The organism is Pseudomonas sp. NPDC087346 (assembly GCF_044744235.1).
In the GTDB taxonomy this organism is placed as follows: domain Bacteria; phylum Pseudomonadota; class Gammaproteobacteria; order Pseudomonadales; family Pseudomonadaceae; genus Aquipseudomonas.
Genome location: NZ_JBIUXX010000042.1, coordinates 1 through 17,429, shown reverse-complemented (window position 1 = coordinate 17,429; position 17,429 = coordinate 1). Strand labels below are relative to the sequence as shown.

Sequence of the window (17,429 nt, the reverse complement as noted above, 5' to 3'; positions counted from 1 at the left end):
CCGTAGACATCGCGCTGCCAGCCTGCCGGGCGACAAAAGCGCAAGTTTATGCAAGCGGTCGCACCGGGTCGAAGTCGACACTGAACCCCTATTGAGGAGTGTCTGTCATGAACCTGTCGCTGTATCTGTTGACTGTGCTGATCTGGGGCACCACCTGGATTGCTTTGAAATGGCAACTGGGGGTGGTGGAGATTCCGGTGTCGATTGTTTATCGCTTCGGCCTCGCGGCGCTGGTGCTGTTTGTGCTGTTGCTGCTTAGTCGTCGGTTGCAACCGATGAATCGGCGTGGGCATCTGATCTGCGTGGCTCAGGGTTTGTGTCTGTTCTGCGTCAACTTCATGTGCTTTCTGACGGCCAGCCAGTGGATACCGAGTGGTCTGGTGGCGGTGGTGTTTTCCACCGCCACGTTGTGGAACGCGCTCAATGCGCGGGTGTTCTTCGGTCAGCGGATTGCACGCAACGTGCTGATGGGCGGCGGGCTCGGTTTATGTGGCCTTGGTCTGCTGTTCTGGCCGGAACTGGCCGGCCATGCGGCGACCCCGCAAACCCTGCTGGGGCTCGGTCTGGCGCTGTGCGGCACCTTGTGTTTCTCGGCGGGCAACATGCTGTCGAGCCTGCAACAGAAGGCCGGGCTCAAACCATTGACTACCAATGCCTGGGGCATGGCTTACGGTGCGGCGATGTTGTCGGTGTGGTGTCTGGTGAAAGGTATTCCGTTCGACATGGACTGGTCGCCGCGCTACGTCGGTGCGCTGCTGTATCTGGTGATCCCGGGTTCGGTGATCGGCTTCACTGCGTATCTGACATTGGTCGGACGTATGGGCCCGGAGCGCGCGGCGTATTGCACTGTTCTGTTTCCAGTGGTGGCATTGAATGTCTCGGCGTTTGTCGAAGGTTATCAATGGACGGCGCCGGCACTGGCCGGACTGGTATTGGTCATGCTGGGTAATGTGCTGGTGTTCCGTAAGCCACGAGTTGCGGTTTTACCGAGCCAAGGCAAGTTGGCTTGATAACGGATGAGCGCTGTGTTCAGCGCTCGACTTTCATTGTGATGTAAATCATTAGCGGGAGAATGAAGTCAGTGATATGTCGCGCCCAGTCTTTGGCATTCCATCTTTGTGAAGTGTCCATGTCGAACCATTCAACGCCTACGGTTTGTAGACAGACGTAATAGATGAATATTGCGGCCAGTATGCCCATGATCGAATACTTCTTGGCTTCATGGAATACCGCCGCCGGGGCGTTTATGTGGCGGATTAGCTGATAGGTCCCGATCAGGCACAGCACCGTGTAAATCACCTCCATGGTTATCACGAACCAGTAGATTCTGTGGTGCAAAAAAGGTGAGTCGATCGCGCGATACATAATGTTCTCGGCGCCGACAGTGGTATCCATACTCAAAATGTGCGCGACGTATGTGTAGTTGGAATTATAGTCGGTGAAGTTTTGAATCATTATCAGCAGGCCAAAAAAACTGAAGTAAGCCATTAACATGGCTTTGCTGTAGCGAATGAGTTTGTCGGTGGTCAGGTTATTCAATTCGTCGCTCTCCATGGCGTCTTATCATTAATTTGATAAGTTTGGAGAGCTTATAGTGCTAGTGTTTAATTGTGTTTGTTGTTCAATTGCAAGTTATGTATGCCTGAAATAACGGGCAAGTGCCGGACGGCAGTTGCCCGTTTTATCAACCGCGCCAGACCTGCGGGTTCACCAGGTCCTGCGGGCGTTCACCGAGCAGTGCGCTGCGCAGGTTGGCGAGGGCACGATTGGCCATGGCTTCGCGGGTTTCATTCGTCGCCGAGCCGATGTGCGGCAGTGTCACGGCGTTTTTCAACTGGAACAGCGGCGATTCTGCCAGCGGTTCTTTCTCGTAGACGTCCAGACCGGCGCCACGAATGCGGTTGTTTTGCAGGGCTTCGATCAGCGCTGGCTCATCAACTACCGGGCCCCGGGAGATGTTGACCAGGATCGCGCCCGGTTTCATCAGCGCCAGTTCGCGATGGCTGATCAGGTGGCGGGTCTTGTCGCTGAGCGGCACGACCAGGCAGACGAAATCGGCTTCGGCGAGCAGTTGGTCGAGGCTGCGAAATTGGGCGCCGAATTGTTGTTCCAGTTCGGTTTTGCGGCTGTTACCGCTGTAGAGGATCGGCATGTTGAAGCCGAAATGGCCACGTCGGGCGATGGCTGCGCCGATGTTGCCCATGCCGACGATGCCGAGGGTTTTGCCGTGTACGTCGCAACCGAACAGTGGGGCGCCGACGCTGGCTTGCCATTGGCCGGCCTTGGTCCATGCATCGAGTTCGGCGACGCGGCGGGCGCTGCTCATGATCAGGGCGAAGGCGAGGTCGGCGGTGCTTTCGGTGAGCACGTCCGGGGTGTTGGTGAGCATGATCCCGCGTTCGTTGAAGTAGTCGAGGTCGTAGTTGTCGTAGCCGACGGAGACGCTGGAGACGACTTCGAGTTTGCTGGCGGTTTCGAGTTGGGCTTTGCCGAGTTTGCGGCCAACGCCGATGAGGCCGTGGGCGTGGGGCAGGGCTTCGTTGAATTGGGCGTTGATGTCGCCGGCTTTTGGGTTGGGGACGATGACGTCGAACTCTTGTTGGAGGTGTTCGATCATTGGGGGGGTGATGCGGCTGAAGGCCAGGACGGTTTTTTTCATTTGGCTTGGGCTCGGCTTCGGGGCTTTTATTGCCAAGCAAGCTAACATTTCTTTGTGGTGTTTGGCTTGTCTTGGCGGCCTCTGGGCCGACCATGTTCTTGGGGTTTTGGGGGGATATCCGTTGCTTCGGGTGTTGCCATTGGCGGTTTCGCTCTTACAGCGACTCCCTTTGGCAAACGCCCCAAAGGAAGCAAAGGTCTGGGCCCCGGCGTTCGGCCCGCTCGCTGGGGCTCGGGGTTCCTTCGCTCCGGGTTTCATCCGGGGGGATCGCCTACGGTTTGCTTCGCTGCACCTCCTCTCGATCTGTTTGGCTTCGCCAAACGGCGCTACGCGCCTACCCCCGGATGAATCCCTCCACTCAGCCTGCCGTGAAGGGGCCTTGTGGATCAAGAGCTGCAGTCGAGCTAACGCTCATTCTGTTGAGTGGTGAAGGGCGGCGTGGAGTGTCAGATTCACTCGGGTCAAACTGTGGGAGCTGGCCTGCCAGCGATGGCGGCCTGAAAGCCGACCAATCTCCGCCAGATACACTCAATCCCTGTGGGAGCTGGCCTGCCAGCGATGGCGGCCTGACAGCCGACCAATCTCCGCCAGATACACTCAATCCCTGTGGGAGCTGGCCTGCCAGCGATGGCGGCCTGAAAGCCGACCAATCTCCGCCAGATGTACACCAACCCGGTAGGAGCTGCGGCACGCTGCGATCTTTTGATCTTTGGTGTGGCTAATGAAGATCAAAAGATCGCAGCGTGCCGCAGCTCCTACGGTTCAGTTTTTGGCTGTTATTTCGACGTTATCCAGCACTCGATTCACCGCTAACTCAGCCAGCATGATGATTTGTTGAATGGCCAATATCGTATGTCGCTGCGGGGTATCCACATACGCAGCAATATCACTGGTCATGACGCTGGCCGAAGCCAACGATTCACAGGCGTGGGCCAACAGGGTTTCGTTGTCCATCTGCGGGGCGACGACAAACATGGTGCTCGGTTTGCGCAATGGCAGGTCTTTGTGGCCAGGGCAGAGGTAGTGGTCGAGGGCGCGTTCGGCGGCTTCGTGGAGTTTGTTGGAGTCGAGGGATTCGTAGGGGGAGGTGCTGTCCGCTTCGGGCGGGTTGGGTGTTGGTTTGATCATTGGAAACATACTCATGGCGGTTGGATTGAAGCTGCCACTTTTCGTTTTCCAGACGAAGGGTGGCAGCTGTGCGCGGACTGGAAAAACCGGTCAACCAACCAAACCCGGCAGGCCCAAGGGCCTCCCGCGCACAGCCGCCATTACATTGCGAAGCAGAAAAAGCGCCGCAGTATGCCATGGGCAGGGTTGGTAGAAATCGGGTTTTCCAGACCCGGTCACTGATTCGTCAGCGACCACAAAATCCTATCCACCCCACTTCCGACCGACAACCGCCACAACCTGTCGGAAATATCCGCGTCATCCGCGCTTCTGTAGGAGCTGCCGTAGGCTGCGATCTGTTGATTTTTAAACAGCAGATCAAAAGACCACAGCCCGCCGCGCCCCAAACGTGAACGGCGGTGTGTTTAAGATTCAGTTGGCGACGCGCGCTCCAGCCAGGCTTCCGCTCAATTCATATGCAGCCAATTCTGCTTGATGGGCCGAAAGAATCTCCGGCAACGAGCCGCGCAGGTACTCGACCCACGTCTTGATCTTCGCATCCAGGTACTGGCGTGAAGGGTAGATCGCGTACAGGTTCAGTTCCTGCGAGCGGTAGTTCGGCATCACCCGCACCAGCGTGCCGTTGCGCAGGCCTTCGATGGCGGCGTAGACCGGCAGCACGCCGACGCCCATGCCGCTGGTGATCGCGGTTTTCATCGCGTCGGCGGAGTTCACCAGGAATGGCGAGCTGTTGATCGTGACCATTTCCTGGCCTTCCGGGCCGTCGAAGGCCCATTTTTCCAGGGGAATCACCGGGCTCACCAGGCGCAGGCAGGCGTGGTTCAGCAGGTCGCTGGGTTTTTGCGCAGCGCCGTTGGCTTTTACGTAGGCCGGCGACGCGCAGACGATGCTGTAGGTGATGCCCAGGCGTTGCGAGACGAAACCTGAGTCCGGCAGTTCGCTGGCGAGCACGATGGACACGTCGTAACCCTCGTCGAGCAGGTCCGGCACGCGATTGGCTAAGGTCAGGTCGAAGGTCACGTCCGGGTGGGTCTTGCGATAGCGGGCGATGGCGTCGATCACGAAGTGCTGGCCGATGCCGGTCATGGTGTGCACTTTCAATTGTCCGGCCGGGCGCGCGTGGGCGTCGCTGGCTTCCGCTTCGGCTTCTTCGACGTAGGCGAGGATCTGCTCGCAGCGCAGCAGGTAGCGCTTGCCGGCCTCGGTCAGCGCGATGCGGCGGGTCGTGCGGTTGAGCAGGCGGGTTTGCAGATGGGCTTCCAGATTGGAGACCGCGCGCGAGACGTTGGCCGTGGTGGTGTCGAGTTGCACGGCGGCGGCGGTGAAGCTGCCGGCTTCGGCCACGCAACTGAAGGCGCGCATGTTTTGCAAAGTGTCCATGGGGTGCTCTCAAGGGAGATGGCAAATTGTGACACGAAGTTTCCGGGGCGAGACCCCCGACCTTGGGATTATCTCGTTAACCGTAACAAAGATTCACAGAAATCCCAGCTTATCGCCGTTCAGGCGCCCCAATAGAATTGCGCCCACCTTGCTTCCCCCCCCTTTCTCAGGAATTCGCAGCTGTGCCGCGTCGCATCAACAGAGCGCTTATGCCGCTCAGTGTTCTGGCTTTTACCCTGATCATCAGCGGCTGCATCAGTACCGGAGGGATTGCCCCGCAGGGCAAGGCATTGGAGGCCGATTCGCTGGCCACCGATGACGCCATCGCCCACGCCGCCCGTGACGCCAACTGGCCCACCGCCCAATGGTGGCAAGCCTATGGCGACCCGCAACTGAATCGCTGGATCGACCTCGCCGTCCAAGGCAGCCCGACCATGGCCATGGCCACCGCACGTTTGCGTCAGGCCAAAGCCATTGCCGGCGTGGCTGAAGCGGCGGAGTCGTTGCAGATCAATGGTGATTCGACCCTCAAGCGTCACAACTGGCCGACCGATCAGTTCTACGGCCCGGGCGATCTGGCCAACACCACCACTTGGGACAACAACGCCGCACTGGGTTTCAGCTATGCCCTCGACCTCTGGGGCAAGGAAAGCAATGCCAGTGAACGGGCGGTGGACCTTGCGCACATGAGCGCTGCTGAGGCGCGGCTGGCGCAGCTGGAATTGCAGAACAACATCGTCCGCGCCTACATCGAGCTGTCGTTGCACTACGCCCAGCGCGACATCGTTGACGCAACGCTCAAGCAGCAACAGCAGATTCTCGACCTCGCGCAGAAGCGTCTGGCCGGCGGCATCGGCACCCACTTCGAAGTCAGCGAAGCCGAAACGCCGCTGCCGGAAACCCATCGGCAACTGGATGCGCTGGACGAAGAAATCGCCCTCAGCCGTAACCAGATTGCTGCGTTGGCAGGCAAAGGTCCGGGGGCGGGAGCACAATTGCAGCGTCCGACGCTGGTGCTTGGCGCCGCGTTGAAACTGCCTTCGGCGCTGCCTGCCGAGTTGCTTGGTCAGCGTCCGGACGTGGTCGCCAGTCGCTGGCAAGTGGCGGCGCAGGCGCGTGGGATCGAGGTGGCGCATGCCGGGTTTTATCCCAATGTCGATCTGGTTGGCAGCCTCGGTTTTATGGCGACCGGTGGCGGGGCGCTGGAGTTTCTGACTGGCAAGAAGCTCAACTACAACGTCGGCCCGGCGATCTCGCTGCCGATTTTCGACGGCGGGCGACTGCGTGCCGAACTCGGTGAAGCTTCGGCCGGTTACGACATCGCCGTGGCGCATTACAACCAGACGCTGGTCAATGCGCTGAAGAACATCTCCGATCAGTTGATCCGTCGCGAGTCGATGGACAAGCAGCAGGCGTTCGCCGCCGAGTCGGTGGCTACCGCGCAGAAGACTTACGACATCGCGACTATCGCTTATCAACGCGGACTGACCGATTACCTGCATGTGCTCAACGCGCAGACGCTGTTGTTCAAGCAGCAGCAGGTGCAGCAGCAAGTGCAAGCGGCACGTTTGAGTGCTCATGCCGAATTGGTGACTGCACTCGGCGGCGGACTCGGCGCTGGCAACGACGTGCCGACCAACCAGCAAACCCAAGCCCCGAAAACCCCGGTCCTGCTGCGGTGAATACAAAAAACGCCGTGCGGGGATGCATCCCTTCTGAAGTGAACTGCAAACCTGTGGTGAGGGGATTTATCCCCGTTGGGCTGCGCAGCAGTCCTGAAATCAGCCATCAGGTTTCTTCAGGCATATCGCATTCGCCGGGTTTACGACGGCTGCGCCGCCGGACGGGGATAAATCCCCTCACCACAGTTTCAGCACTCGCCACAGACCATTCATCAGCACTCAAATTTTGAGCAGATTTCCATGACTCCCTTGCCCGCACCTCTACGCTGGCTCTACTCCCTCGAATGGCGCCGCGGTTTCTTTGACTGGGCGCGCAGCGATGGCGTGACCTGGGTCTACATCTTCAAGGTGTTGATCGCTGCGTTCCTGACCCTGTGGCTGGCGATGCGACTGGAATTGCCGCAGCCGCGCACCGCGATGATCACCGTGTTCATCGTCATGCAACCGCAGAGTGGTCATGTGTTCGCCAAGAGCTTCTATCGCTTCCTCGGCACTTTGGCCGGGTCGGCGATGATGGTCACACTGATCGCCCTGTTTGCGCAGAACACTGAACTGTTCCTCGGTTCGCTGGCGATCTGGGTCGGCATCTGCTCGGCCGGTGCTGCACGTTGCCGTAACTTCCGCGCTTACGGTTTTGTGCTGGCCGGCTACACCGCTGCAATGGTCGGCCTGCCGGCGCTGGCGCATCCCGACGGCGCATTTATGGCTGCGGTGTGGCGGGTGCTGGAAATCTCCCTGGGGATTCTCTGCTCGACCGTGGTCAGCGCCGCGATCCTGCCGCAAACCGCCAGTGCGGCGATGCGCAACGCCTTGTATCAGCGCTTCGGTGTATTTGCACTGTTCGTCACAGATGGCCTGCGCGGGCGCAGCAAACCGGAGACGTTCGAAGCCAGCAACGTGCGTTTTATCGCCGAAGCCGTGGGCCTGGAAGGGTTGCGTAGCGTCACCGTTTTCGAAGACCCGCACATGCGTCGGCGCAACGGTAGGCTCAGTCGTTTGAACAGCGAGTTCATGGGCATCACCACGCGTTTCAACGCCCTGCATCAGTTGCTCGAACGCCTGCGCGGCTATGACGAAGAACACGTGGTCGCGGCAATCAAACCGGGTTTACAGGATCTGGCCGAAGTGCTCGACGGTTTCAGCGGTCGCGCCCTGACCAGTCCCGATGCCGCACGGCTGGCGACAGCACTGGCGACCTACAAGGAAGGCCTGCCGGCGCGGGTGCGAAGCTTGCGGGCGATCTTCCAGGAGAGCGAACCGAGCGACGCCGAACAACTGGATTTCCATACCGCGTATGAATTGCTTTATCGCTTCGTCGATGATCTGCACGGTTATGCACAGACCCACGCCTCGCTGGCTGATCACAGTCACGAACGCGAGCGTTGGGACGAGCCGTTCACTCCGCAAACCAATTGGTGGGCAGCGGCTGCTTCGGGGATTCGCGCCTCGTTTATCCTGATCGTGCTCGGCAGTTACTGGGTCGCCACCGCGTGGCCGAGCGGCGCGACCATGACCCTGATTGCTGCCGCCACCGTGGGCTTGTCCGCCGCCACACCGAACCCGAAGCGCATGGCTTTTCAAATGGCCTGCGGTACGTTTCTCGGGGCGCTGATCGGCTTCGTCGAGATGTTTTTCATTTTCCCGTGGATCGACGGTTTTCCGCTGCTGTGCGTGATGCTCGCGCCAGTAATCGTGCTCGGTTCGTTCCTCACCTCGCGCCCGCAGTACGCCGGGGTCGGTCTCGGTTTGTTGATTTTCTTCAGTACCGGTTCGGTGCCGGACAACCTGACCATCTACAACCCGTACACCTTCATCAACGACTACATCGCCATGGTCATGGGCATGCTGGTGTGTGCGGCGGCGGGGGCAATTATTCTGCCGCCGAACAGTCGCTGGTTGTGGAAACGTCTGGAACAGGATCTGCGCGGCCAAGTGGTGTACGCGATCAGCGGCAAACTAAAGGGTCTGGCGTCGAGTTTCGAAAGCCGTACCCGCGACTTGCTGCATCAGGCTTATGGCCTCGCGGCAGGTCAGCCGAAGGTGCAAAAGCATTTGCTGCGCTGGATGTTCGTGGTGCTTGAAGTGGGTCATTCGATCATCGAATTGCGCAAGGAACAGGCGATTCTGCCGGTGCACCCGGCGTACGCCGAGTCGCAGCCGTGGCGTCAGGCGATCCGCGTGATGGGGCGCGCACTGGTGCGGCTGTTTCTGCAACCGAACGCGAGCAATCTGGAGCGCGCACTGATCGCGGTGGATCACGCGATCAGCCGCGTCGCTGCCACTGACGAGCCGTTCGCGCCGCACTTCGACACCTCTGCTTTACGCCGGGTGAAAAGCTATCTGCACTTCATCCGCACTTCGTTGCTCGACCCGCAATCACCGCTTGCCGAGTTCGCCTCGGCCAAGCCCGAAGGACTTGCCCATGCCTCGTGAAATCGCCTTCCACGGCGTGTACATGCCGACCATGACCCTGATGTTTTTCATCGCTGCGGCACTCGCCTGGGCGCTCGACCGGTTTTTGTCGGGGTTCGATCTGTACCGTTTTTTCTGGCATCCGGCACTGCTGCGCCTGAGTCTGTTTACCTGTCTGTTCGGCGCCATGGCGCTGACTGTCTACCGTTGAGAACGTTCTGATGAAAAAGTTTTTCAGCCTGCTCGCGACCCTGCTGGTGCTGGCCCTTGCGCTGTGGATCGGCCGGACCCTGTGGGTGCATTACATGGACACGCCGTGGACCCGCGACGGTCGGGTGCGTGCGGACATCATCAACGTCGCCGCCGACGTTACCGGCGAAGTGGTCGATGTGCCGGTGCGTGACAACCAACTGGTGAAGAAGGGCGATTTGCTGATGCAGATCGACCCTGAGCATTACCGCATCGCGGTGAAACAGGCGCAGTCGCTGGTCGCTTCGCGCAAGGCTACTTGGGAGATGCGCAAGGTCAACGCGCATCGCCGCGCCGACCTCGACAACCTGGTCATCTCCAAGGAAAACCGCGACGACGCCAGCAACATTGCCGACTCGGCGCAGGCTGATTATCAACATGCCCAGGCGCAACTCGAAGCCGCTGAACTCAACCTGAAACGCACCGAAGTGCGCGCGGCAGTCGACGGTTACGTGACCAACCTCAACGTGCATCGCGGCGACTACGCGCGGATCGGCGAGGCGAAAATGGCCGTGGTCGACATGAACTCGTTCTGGGTTTATGGCTTCTTCGAAGAAACCAAGCTGCCGCACGTCAAAGTCGGCGACAAGGCCGACATGCAATTGATGAGCGGCGAAGTGCTCAAGGGCCATGTGGAAAGCATTTCGCGCGGCATCTACGACCGCGACAACCCGCAAAGCCGCGAGCTGATCGCCGACGTCAACCCGACGTTCAACTGGGTACGTCTGGCGCAACGGGTGCCGGTGCGGATTCACATCGATGAAGTGCCGGCAGGCGTGTTGCTGGCGGCGGGGATTACTTGCACGGTGGTGGTGAAGCAGAACGCAGTGGATAACTGACAGACCGCGTTATCGTTCTTCGCGGGCAAGCCTCGCTCCCACAGGTTTGCGGCGTTCACATATTTTGAGTGCGCCGATAACCCTGTGGGAGCGTGGCTTGCCCGCGATGGGCTGACCTCGGAGCTTCAGGAAACGGCAACCATTCACTCAGCACAAAACGTCTCCTGCAAATGCCGCCAAATCACCTTGCCACCCGTCTGTTTTTCGAACACCACCGTCGAAAGCCGAAGCGTCTGGGTTCCCGTCGCATCGCTCTGCCGCTCGTGATAACTCACCGTCGCACCACGTTCATTCAGGGCAATCCCGCGCAGCTCACTGAGTTCGATCCTGAAGCCATTCTTTTTCCCGCCCGCCATGCGAAACAGCGCCTGCAAAGCATCGAAGTCCAGCACCCGGCCCAGCGGTGAAATCATCGAGAACCGTGGCGAAAAGCGCGTCAGCAGTTGATCCAGTGCCGCATCGTCCTGCGTCTCGGCAAACCATTTTTCGATGGCTTCGTGGGCCTGGATCACTTCGTCGAAGTAGTCGCTGTAGTCAGTCATGTGGATTTTTCCTTGAGGGGCGAAGAGGCCAGCAGGGCCAGAACTTTTGTCGAATCAAACCGCAGGACGGCGACCATCGGTAACAACGTGATCAGCGCGGCGGCCAGAAAACAGTATTTGAAACCACCGGCACCCAATGCGCCCAACAGCGAGCTGAGCAGCGCGGCGCCGAGGCAGAAACCGAGTTGGCGATTGATATTCCACAGGGCACTGGAATGCCCCATTTTTTCCGCTGCGATGCCGACGAACGCGAGGGTTTGCGCGGTGATGCTGCACAGGCTGCCACCCAGTCCCATCACTGCATAGGCGATGATCAGCGGCGTACTGGCGGGTTGGTCGATGCGCATCAGCAAGATAATGCCGAGGCATTGCAGGAGCATCCCGGCAGCCAATAACGGCTTGGGGCCGATGCGGTTGAAGCTGCGTTTTCCGAGAAAGATCGCCGCCCCCGAGCCCGCCGCCCAGGCCAGCATCAGCGCACCGGTTTGCGCTGCACCGAAACCCAGTTCGTGCAGGTAGAGCACGGCAATCAGATTGGTCCCGGTAAAAATCCCCGGGACACACAAGTAGATCAACATCGCCAGACGCAGCGACGGGTTCTTGATCAGTTGCAGGTCGAGAAGTGCACCGGGTTTACGCCAGCCGTCACGCAGGTACAGGCACAACGTCAGGGCGCTGAGCAGCAGCACGATGCCGCTGACGCTGCGGGTTGCGGGCTCGCTCGCCAGGCTTACGGCAATCAACAACAAACTCAGCGCCGACACCGCCAGCAACAGGCCTCGGGCATCCAGCGTCGGGCGTTCGCTGCTGGCTTGATCGGGTTTCAGCCAGAGCAGGCCAAGGCCAAAAGCCAATAATGCGACCGGCAAATTCAGGTAGAAAATCCAGCGCCAGGACAATGTCTGAACGATCAGCCCGCCCGCCGCTGGCGACAGCGCCGGCACCATCAGCGCCACCAGCAACACCACACCGGTAAAGTGCGCGCGCTGCTCCGGCGGAAACTGCCGATACGCCAGCGCCTGACCGACCGGCAGCAACAGCCCGCCACCGAGGCCTTGCAACAATCGCCAGCCGATCAGGCTTTCGATCGATCCCGCCTGCGCGACCAGTGCGGAGCCAACCCCGAACAACAGCAGCGAAGCAAGAATCAACCGCCGCTCGCCGATCCGTGCCGCCAGCCACACGCTCAGCGGAATGATCAGCGTCAGCCCGAGCATGTAGGCATTGGTGATCCACGCCAGTTCGGTCACCGAGGCATTCAGCTGCCGGGCGATGTCGGGGTAGGCAATGCTGGCAACGAACATGTTCAGCAGGTCGAGGGCAAACCCCAACAAATAAACCAGCGCGACTTTCGAGCGATAGGCCATGGCGACTTCCCTGTGATGAGACGTGCAGGGTAGGGTGCCGGACGTATTAGGAAAACGCTGGTTTGGCTGCTAGTTTGTCAAAATTATTTTGACAAGGAGTGACGCGGGTATGGTCAGCCTGGATCGTTTTGACACCTTCAAAGCCGTAGTCGAGGCCGGGTCATTGACTGCCGCCGCCGAAACACTGGGGCAAACCCGGGCGGTGGTGAGCTTCAATCTCAAACGGCTGGAAGAAGAACTGGGCGTGACCCTGCTCACGCGCAACACCCGGCAATTGGCGCTGACCGATGCCGGCGAGCGCTTTTATCGGCGTTGCCTGCGCACGCTGGATGAAGCGCGACTGGCCATCGAGGAGGCTCGGTCCGAGCATTCACAGCTCAAGGGCACCTTGCGCATCACCACCACCGTCGAGTTTGCGCTGGCGCAAGTGGTGCCGGCGCTGGAGGTGTTTCGCCAGCAACAGCCGCAGTTGAATATTCATCTATCGACGTCGTCAACCCATGCCGATCTGATATCCGAACGCTTCGACATGGCGATTCGGCTGGGCCGCATGCACGACTCCAATCTGCGTGCGGTGCAGTTGTCGACATTCGAGGTGTTTGCAGTGGCCGCGCCGCAACTGGTCGAACGTTTTGCGCCGGTTGCCACGCTGGCGACACTGGAGTCGATGCCGACGCTGGGCCATGGGCGCGTGCCGGAGATGACCGTGACTGATCCTGTCGGGACCGAGCATGTGTATCAGCCAAAACCGGGCACTACTGCAATCGTCGCGGATAATTCGGCGACGCTGCGGGCGTTTGCACTGACCGGGCAAGGTGTGGCGATTCTGCCGCAATGGCTGATTCAGGAAGATCTGGAGGCTGGGCGATTACAGCGCTTGTTGGCAGATTTTCGTTTTGCGCAGCAAGGCGTGTATGCGCTGTACCCGGATACCCGGCATTTGCCGCTGAAGGTTCGGGCGTTTATTGATTTCATGAAGAGTTGGGGCTGAAACTTTGCGGTGACAGTTCTGGCCTCATCGCGGGCAAGCCCGCTCCCACAGGTTTTGTGGGTATTCATAAGTTCCGAACCACCCACAAAACCTGTGGGAGCGTGGCTTGCCCGCGATAGGCTCACCTCGATCTCAAAGCTGCCCACGCAACCCGAACCGCCTCATCAACGTCGACTCCAGCAACCCCTTGGGCAACAACGCCGCCAACAACGGCAACGCCCGGCAGCCATTGCCAATCCGGATCAGCCGTGGCGGTTTGTCCTGCTGCACAGCCTTCAACAACACGCCGGCAAACTCACTGGCCGGCGTCGGTTTGTCCTGCGAAGCCTTGGCCCGCGCCCGAATCCCTTCACGCAATGGAAACCATGGTGACTGTTCGTTGATCAATTGCTCGGCCTCGTGTCCGGCGTTCTTGGCGAAACTCGATTGAATCGCCCCCGGCTGAACCTCCATCACCCGCACGCCAAATGGCGCCAGTTCCATGCGCAATGCGTCGCTCAGGGCATGGACGGCGGCTTTCGATGCGCAATAAGCGCCAGCAAATGGAGTAACCAAAACACCTGACACGCTGCCGATATTCACCACTAGACCTTTAGCCCGACGCAACACAGGGAACAGCGCACGAGTGACACCGACAATCGAAAACACGTTGGTTTCGAACTGACGCTGCATGGCGGGCACGCCACCATCGAGCAACGGCCCCATCGCGCCGTAACCGGCGTTGTTGATCAGCACATCGAGGCCGCCAGTCTGCTGGTTGATCCGCTCGCCCAGTTGCTCCAGCGCCACGCCGTCATTGACGTCGAGCTGAATAGCAGTGAACCCGGCCGCCGCGAGCATGGCCACATCTTCAGCCTTGCGCGCAGTCGCCCAGACTTCGAAACCTGCGCCTTTGAACGCATCGGCGAGGGCGCGGCCGATGCCGCTGGAACAACCGGTAATCAACGCAACGGGCATGGCGCATTCCTTGTGCAAAAAGTGGGGGGAGGGGATCAGTCGGAGAAACTGCCCTGCAAGCGCTCGGCGCGAAAATCCAGGGTTTGCGGACGATAACCGGGACGCAGTGGCGGCAATGGCAAGCAGTCTTCCCAATTGCCACCGGCCTGTAATTCGCCGGGACCGCGATAGCGTGGGGCTGTGTATTGATTGTCGGCCAGATTGACCGTGTCGCCCGGAGCATAAGCGGCGATGCGCCAGCGCAGTTCAGTCAATGGCACGTTGTTGCCGTTGTTCATTTTCAGTTGCAGCGGGCGATCCGCCGGGCAGTCTTGCGGCGCATAAGCGATGCGCAGTTCAAGACGCGCCAGTTGTTTGATCTCGCGATTGTCCAGCCACACCACCCACATCGCCACCAGCCCGAGGCCGACTGCGGCGGCAATCGACACCGGCAACGCCTTGGCCGGATAGCGCAACAACAGGATCAGCCAGGTGATGACCAGCAAAACGCCGATGAACATATCGCACAACCTCGCGGGAATAGAGGGGCATCCTACCTAAGCGTAGGTGAGGTTGGCGATGGGCAGGGCAAAGTCAAAAGATCGCAGCCTGCGGCAGCTCCTACAGTTGGAACGTGTTTTCCCTGTAGGAGCTGCCGCAGGCTGCGATCTTTTTGCTTCCAAAAAAAGCCCCCGCCCAACCCACTGCGGATAGGGGACGCAGCGGGCTGGACGGGGGCTTCTTATTGCTGATCGATCACTGCGCGATGGTTTTCACCGAGACGCCGCGTTCGATTGGGGTTGAGCGACCATAGATATCTTCGAATCGCTCGATATCGTCTTCGCCGAGGTAGCTGCCCGATTGCACTTCGATGATTTCCAGCGGGATCTTGCCCGGGTTGCGCAGGCGATGCACCGAGGCGATCGGGATGTAGGTCGACTGGTTTTCGCAGAGCAGGAACACGTTTTCATCGCAGGTCACTTCGGCGGTGCCGCTGACCACGATCCAGTGTTCGGCACGGTGGTGGTGCATCTGCAGTGACAGGCATGCGCCCGGTTTGACCGAGATGTGCTTGACCTGGAAACGCCCGCCCATGTCCACCGAGTCGTAGGAGCCCCACGGACGATAGACCTCGCAGTGGTTCTGGGTTTCGCTGCGGCCCTGCTCGTTGAGGGTGTTGACCATCTGCTTGACGCCTTGGACCTTGTCCTTGTGCGCAATCATCATGGCGTCCTTGGTTTCGACTACCACAATGTTTTCCAGGCCGATCACCGACACCAGTTTGCCGTTGCCGTGGATCATGCAGTTCTTGCTGTCCTGAATCACCACGTCGCCTTTTGTGACGTTGCCGTTGGCGTCCTTCTCGTTGACTTCCCACAGCGACGACCAGCAACCGACATCACTCCAGCCAGCAGTCAGCGGCACTACGCAGGCGCGCTGGGTTTTTTCCATCACTGAATAGTCGATGGAGTTGTCCGGGCAGCAAGCGAAAGTCGCTTCGTCGAAAGTGATGGTGTCCGGGTCCTGCTCGCTGCGCTCAAGGGTCAGCAGGCAGGTGTCGTAGATGTCCGGATCGTGTTTTTTCAGCTCTTCGAGGAAGCGGCTGGCGCGGAACAGGAACATGCCGCTGTTCCAGAAGTAGCCACCCGATTCGACGTACTCGGTGGCACGTTTGACGTCAGGTTTTTCGACGAAGTGCGAGACGCGGCTGACGCCTTCCGGCAGCAACGAATCGGCGGTGGACTTGATGTAGCCGTAACCGGTTTCCGGTTTGGTGGCCGGTACGCCGAACAGCACCATTTCGCCGTTTTCGGCAGCAACGGTGGCCAGGGCGAGGGCGCGTTGCAGGGCTTTCTGATCTTCCAGCACGTGGTCGGCCGGCAGCACCAGCATCAGTTCGTCACGACCTTCGTTGACCAGCATCATCGCGGTCAGCGCCACGGCCGGCGCGGTGTTACGGCCGAACGGTTCCATCAGGATGCGCTGCACTTCGAGATTGCGGTTGCTCAACTGCTCGTTGACGATGAAACGGTGGTCCTTGTTGCAGACCACGATCGGCGTGTCCATGCCTTCGAACACCAGACGTTCGAGGGTTTGCTGGAACAGCGTGTGTTCGCCGGTCAGAGCGAGGAATTGCTTAGGGAATTGCTTGCGCGAAAGCGGCCAAAGACGTGAGCCGCTACCACCTGACAAGATCACCGGAATCATATTGTTTACTCCATAAAATCAATTGGGTCAGGCCTTTGTGGGAGCTAGCCTGCTAGCGATTGCATCACCTCGGTACATCAGAAAAACCGAGTTGCCTGAATCGCCGGCAGGCCGGCTCCCACAGAGAGCCGGGGCAGTTTTGAGAAATGATTAGCGCGTCGAAACCGGGCGTTTTACCCAGACTGGCGACAGGCTGCTGCCGCTGCCGGTGACGTACAGCACCGCTGCTTCACCGCGTTCCAGGGCAACCGGTTTGACGTCGCCGACTTTGGTCGCGCCGTCGTACAGCGCGAGGCTGACTTTCACCGGGTTGATTTCACGCTCACCACGGCCCTTGGCGGCCACGTTCGGCACCACGTCGGTCTTGCCGTCGGCGGTTTTCAGGGTCAGCGGTTTGTCGCTGAGGTTCTGCACGCGCACCAGCGACTTCTGCTTGTTCTTGAATGGCGGCTCTTCGATCAGTTGCGGCGCGCCGGAAGCGTTGTTGACCAAGGTGTAGTAGTGATCACCGGCAAGTTTCACGGGCAGGGTCTGGCTGCCGACTTTGGCGCTGTAATCGCCGCCCGGCATGAAGCTGAAATCGCTGCTGGCCAGTGGCGCAACATCGCTCAGGCTGGTGCTGCCGACCGTCGCGCTGACTTCAGCGTTGCTAGCGTTGTAGATCCGCACGAAGGTCGAGCCTTTCGGTGCGGTCGGGCCGTAGAGCGCGGCGTCGCCACCGGCAAATGCAGGTACGGAAAGCACGCTGAGGCCAGCAACCAGAGCGAAGCTTTTAGCGAGACGACGAGGAGTAGTAGTGAAAGTCATGGTGTACCTCTCTTTCAGTTTTGCGCCCGATCGGGCGTCTCGGATTTAGTGTTGATTGCTACGTTTTGTTGGCGCGCGCCGGCTTGTTTAAGCTCTGCGACCCACTGCGGGTGGGGGGGGCCGGTAAAAGGCGGGGGACAACCAAAAAGGGGACCGCGCCCCCCCCGGGGGGGCGCAGCGTAAAAAAACCCGGGCGCGCCCCCAAAAAAAAAAAAAACAAAAAAAAAAA

The 17,429-nt window shown here is 59.6% G+C and carries 16 protein-coding genes; 6 read left to right on the top strand and 10 right to left on the bottom strand.

Annotated features, from left to right (window positions below; translation table 11 throughout):
- The first annotated feature begins 107 nt into the window (after positions 1 to 107).
- A complete protein-coding gene (locus tag ACIOZM_RS22080) occupies positions 108 to 1,010 on the top strand; it encodes a DMT family transporter (protein ID WP_401217170.1) in 903 nt (300 codons plus the stop codon).
- Positions 1,011 to 1,029: 19 nt separating this feature from the next.
- Here the strand turns inward: ACIOZM_RS22080 and ACIOZM_RS22075 are convergent, their stop codons facing one another.
- The 4 genes from ACIOZM_RS22075 to ACIOZM_RS22060 all read right to left on the bottom strand — a co-directional run bounded on the left by ACIOZM_RS22075 (position 1,030) and on the right by ACIOZM_RS22060 (position 5,167).
- Entirely contained in the window at positions 1,030 to 1,539 is a 510-nt protein-coding gene (locus ACIOZM_RS22075; RefSeq protein ID WP_401217261.1) for a DUF2165 family protein, read from the bottom strand.
- Positions 1,540 to 1,684: 145 nt separating this feature from the next.
- Entirely contained in the window at positions 1,685 to 2,659 is a 975-nt protein-coding gene (locus ACIOZM_RS22070) for a 2-hydroxyacid dehydrogenase (RefSeq protein WP_401217167.1), read from the bottom strand.
- Between the two features lie 762 nt (positions 2,660 to 3,421).
- Positions 3,422 to 3,787: a DUF6124 family protein gene (locus ACIOZM_RS22065; RefSeq protein WP_401217164.1), complete on the bottom strand. Its 366-nt coding sequence runs from the start codon at positions 3,785 to 3,787 to the stop codon at positions 3,422 to 3,424.
- A 411-nt stretch (positions 3,788 to 4,198) separates the two neighbouring features.
- Positions 4,199 to 5,167, bottom strand: coding sequence for a LysR family transcriptional regulator (locus tag ACIOZM_RS22060; protein ID WP_401217161.1), 969 nt, complete (start codon positions 5,165 to 5,167; stop codon positions 4,199 to 4,201).
- Positions 5,168 to 5,349: 182 nt separating this feature from the next.
- On the opposite strand from ACIOZM_RS22060, the gene ACIOZM_RS22055 reads away from it, so the two are divergent.
- The 4 genes from ACIOZM_RS22055 (at position 5,350) to ACIOZM_RS22040 (ending at position 10,349) form a co-directional block, all read left to right on the top strand.
- Positions 5,350 to 6,849, top strand: a complete 1,500-nt coding sequence (locus ACIOZM_RS22055; protein ID WP_401217158.1) for an efflux transporter outer membrane subunit — start codon at positions 5,350 to 5,352, stop codon at positions 6,847 to 6,849.
- A gap of 240 nt (positions 6,850 to 7,089) precedes the next feature.
- Complete coding sequence (locus tag ACIOZM_RS22050) at positions 7,090 to 9,282, top strand: FUSC family protein (RefSeq protein ID WP_401217155.1); 2,193 nt, start codon at positions 7,090 to 7,092, stop codon at positions 9,280 to 9,282.
- Positions 9,272 to 9,472, top strand: coding sequence for a DUF1656 domain-containing protein (locus ACIOZM_RS22045; RefSeq protein WP_015096751.1), 201 nt, complete (start codon positions 9,272 to 9,274; stop codon positions 9,470 to 9,472). The genes ACIOZM_RS22050 and ACIOZM_RS22045 overlap by 11 nt, the downstream gene beginning before the upstream one ends.
- A 10-nt stretch (positions 9,473 to 9,482) precedes the next feature.
- On the top strand, positions 9,483 to 10,349 hold the full coding sequence (locus ACIOZM_RS22040; RefSeq protein WP_401217152.1) for an efflux RND transporter periplasmic adaptor subunit: 867 nt from the start codon (positions 9,483 to 9,485) through the stop codon (positions 10,347 to 10,349).
- 143 nt (positions 10,350 to 10,492) lie between these two features.
- Here ACIOZM_RS22040 and ACIOZM_RS22035 read toward each other — a convergent pair whose 3' ends face one another.
- On the bottom strand, positions 10,493 to 10,891 hold the full coding sequence (locus ACIOZM_RS22035) for a DUF4440 domain-containing protein (protein ID WP_401217149.1): 399 nt from the start codon (positions 10,889 to 10,891) through the stop codon (positions 10,493 to 10,495).
- Complete coding sequence (locus ACIOZM_RS22030; protein ID WP_401217146.1) at positions 10,888 to 12,258, bottom strand: MFS transporter; 1,371 nt, start codon at positions 12,256 to 12,258, stop codon at positions 10,888 to 10,890. Before ACIOZM_RS22030 ends, ACIOZM_RS22035 begins: the two co-directional genes overlap by 4 nt.
- 109 nt (positions 12,259 to 12,367) lie before the next feature.
- Between ACIOZM_RS22030 and ACIOZM_RS22025 the strand changes: the two genes are divergently transcribed.
- Positions 12,368 to 13,249: a LysR substrate-binding domain-containing protein gene (locus tag ACIOZM_RS22025; protein ID WP_401217143.1), complete on the top strand. Its 882-nt coding sequence runs from the start codon at positions 12,368 to 12,370 to the stop codon at positions 13,247 to 13,249.
- 132 nt (positions 13,250 to 13,381) lie between these two features.
- Here the strand turns inward: ACIOZM_RS22025 and ACIOZM_RS22020 are convergent, their stop codons facing one another.
- The 4 genes from ACIOZM_RS22020 to ACIOZM_RS22005 all read right to left on the bottom strand — a co-directional run bounded on the left by ACIOZM_RS22020 (position 13,382) and on the right by ACIOZM_RS22005 (position 17,200).
- Entirely contained in the window at positions 13,382 to 14,206 is an 825-nt protein-coding gene (locus ACIOZM_RS22020; protein ID WP_401217141.1) for an SDR family oxidoreductase, read from the bottom strand.
- Positions 14,207 to 14,241: 35 nt separating this feature from the next.
- Positions 14,242 to 14,706, bottom strand: a complete 465-nt coding sequence (locus ACIOZM_RS22015) for a multidrug transporter (RefSeq protein WP_401217138.1) — start codon at positions 14,704 to 14,706, stop codon at positions 14,242 to 14,244.
- A 235-nt stretch (positions 14,707 to 14,941) separates the two neighbouring features.
- A complete protein-coding gene (locus ACIOZM_RS22010) occupies positions 14,942 to 16,393 on the bottom strand; it encodes a mannose-1-phosphate guanylyltransferase/mannose-6-phosphate isomerase (RefSeq protein ID WP_401217135.1) in 1,452 nt (483 codons plus the stop codon).
- Positions 16,394 to 16,543: 150 nt separating this feature from the next.
- Positions 16,544 to 17,200 carry an alginate O-acetyltransferase AlgF gene (locus ACIOZM_RS22005; RefSeq protein WP_401217132.1) on the bottom strand — a complete coding sequence of 219 codons (657 nt, stop codon included), beginning with the start codon at positions 17,198 to 17,200 and terminating at the stop codon, positions 16,544 to 16,546.
- Between the last annotated feature and the right edge of the window lie 229 nt (positions 17,201 to 17,429).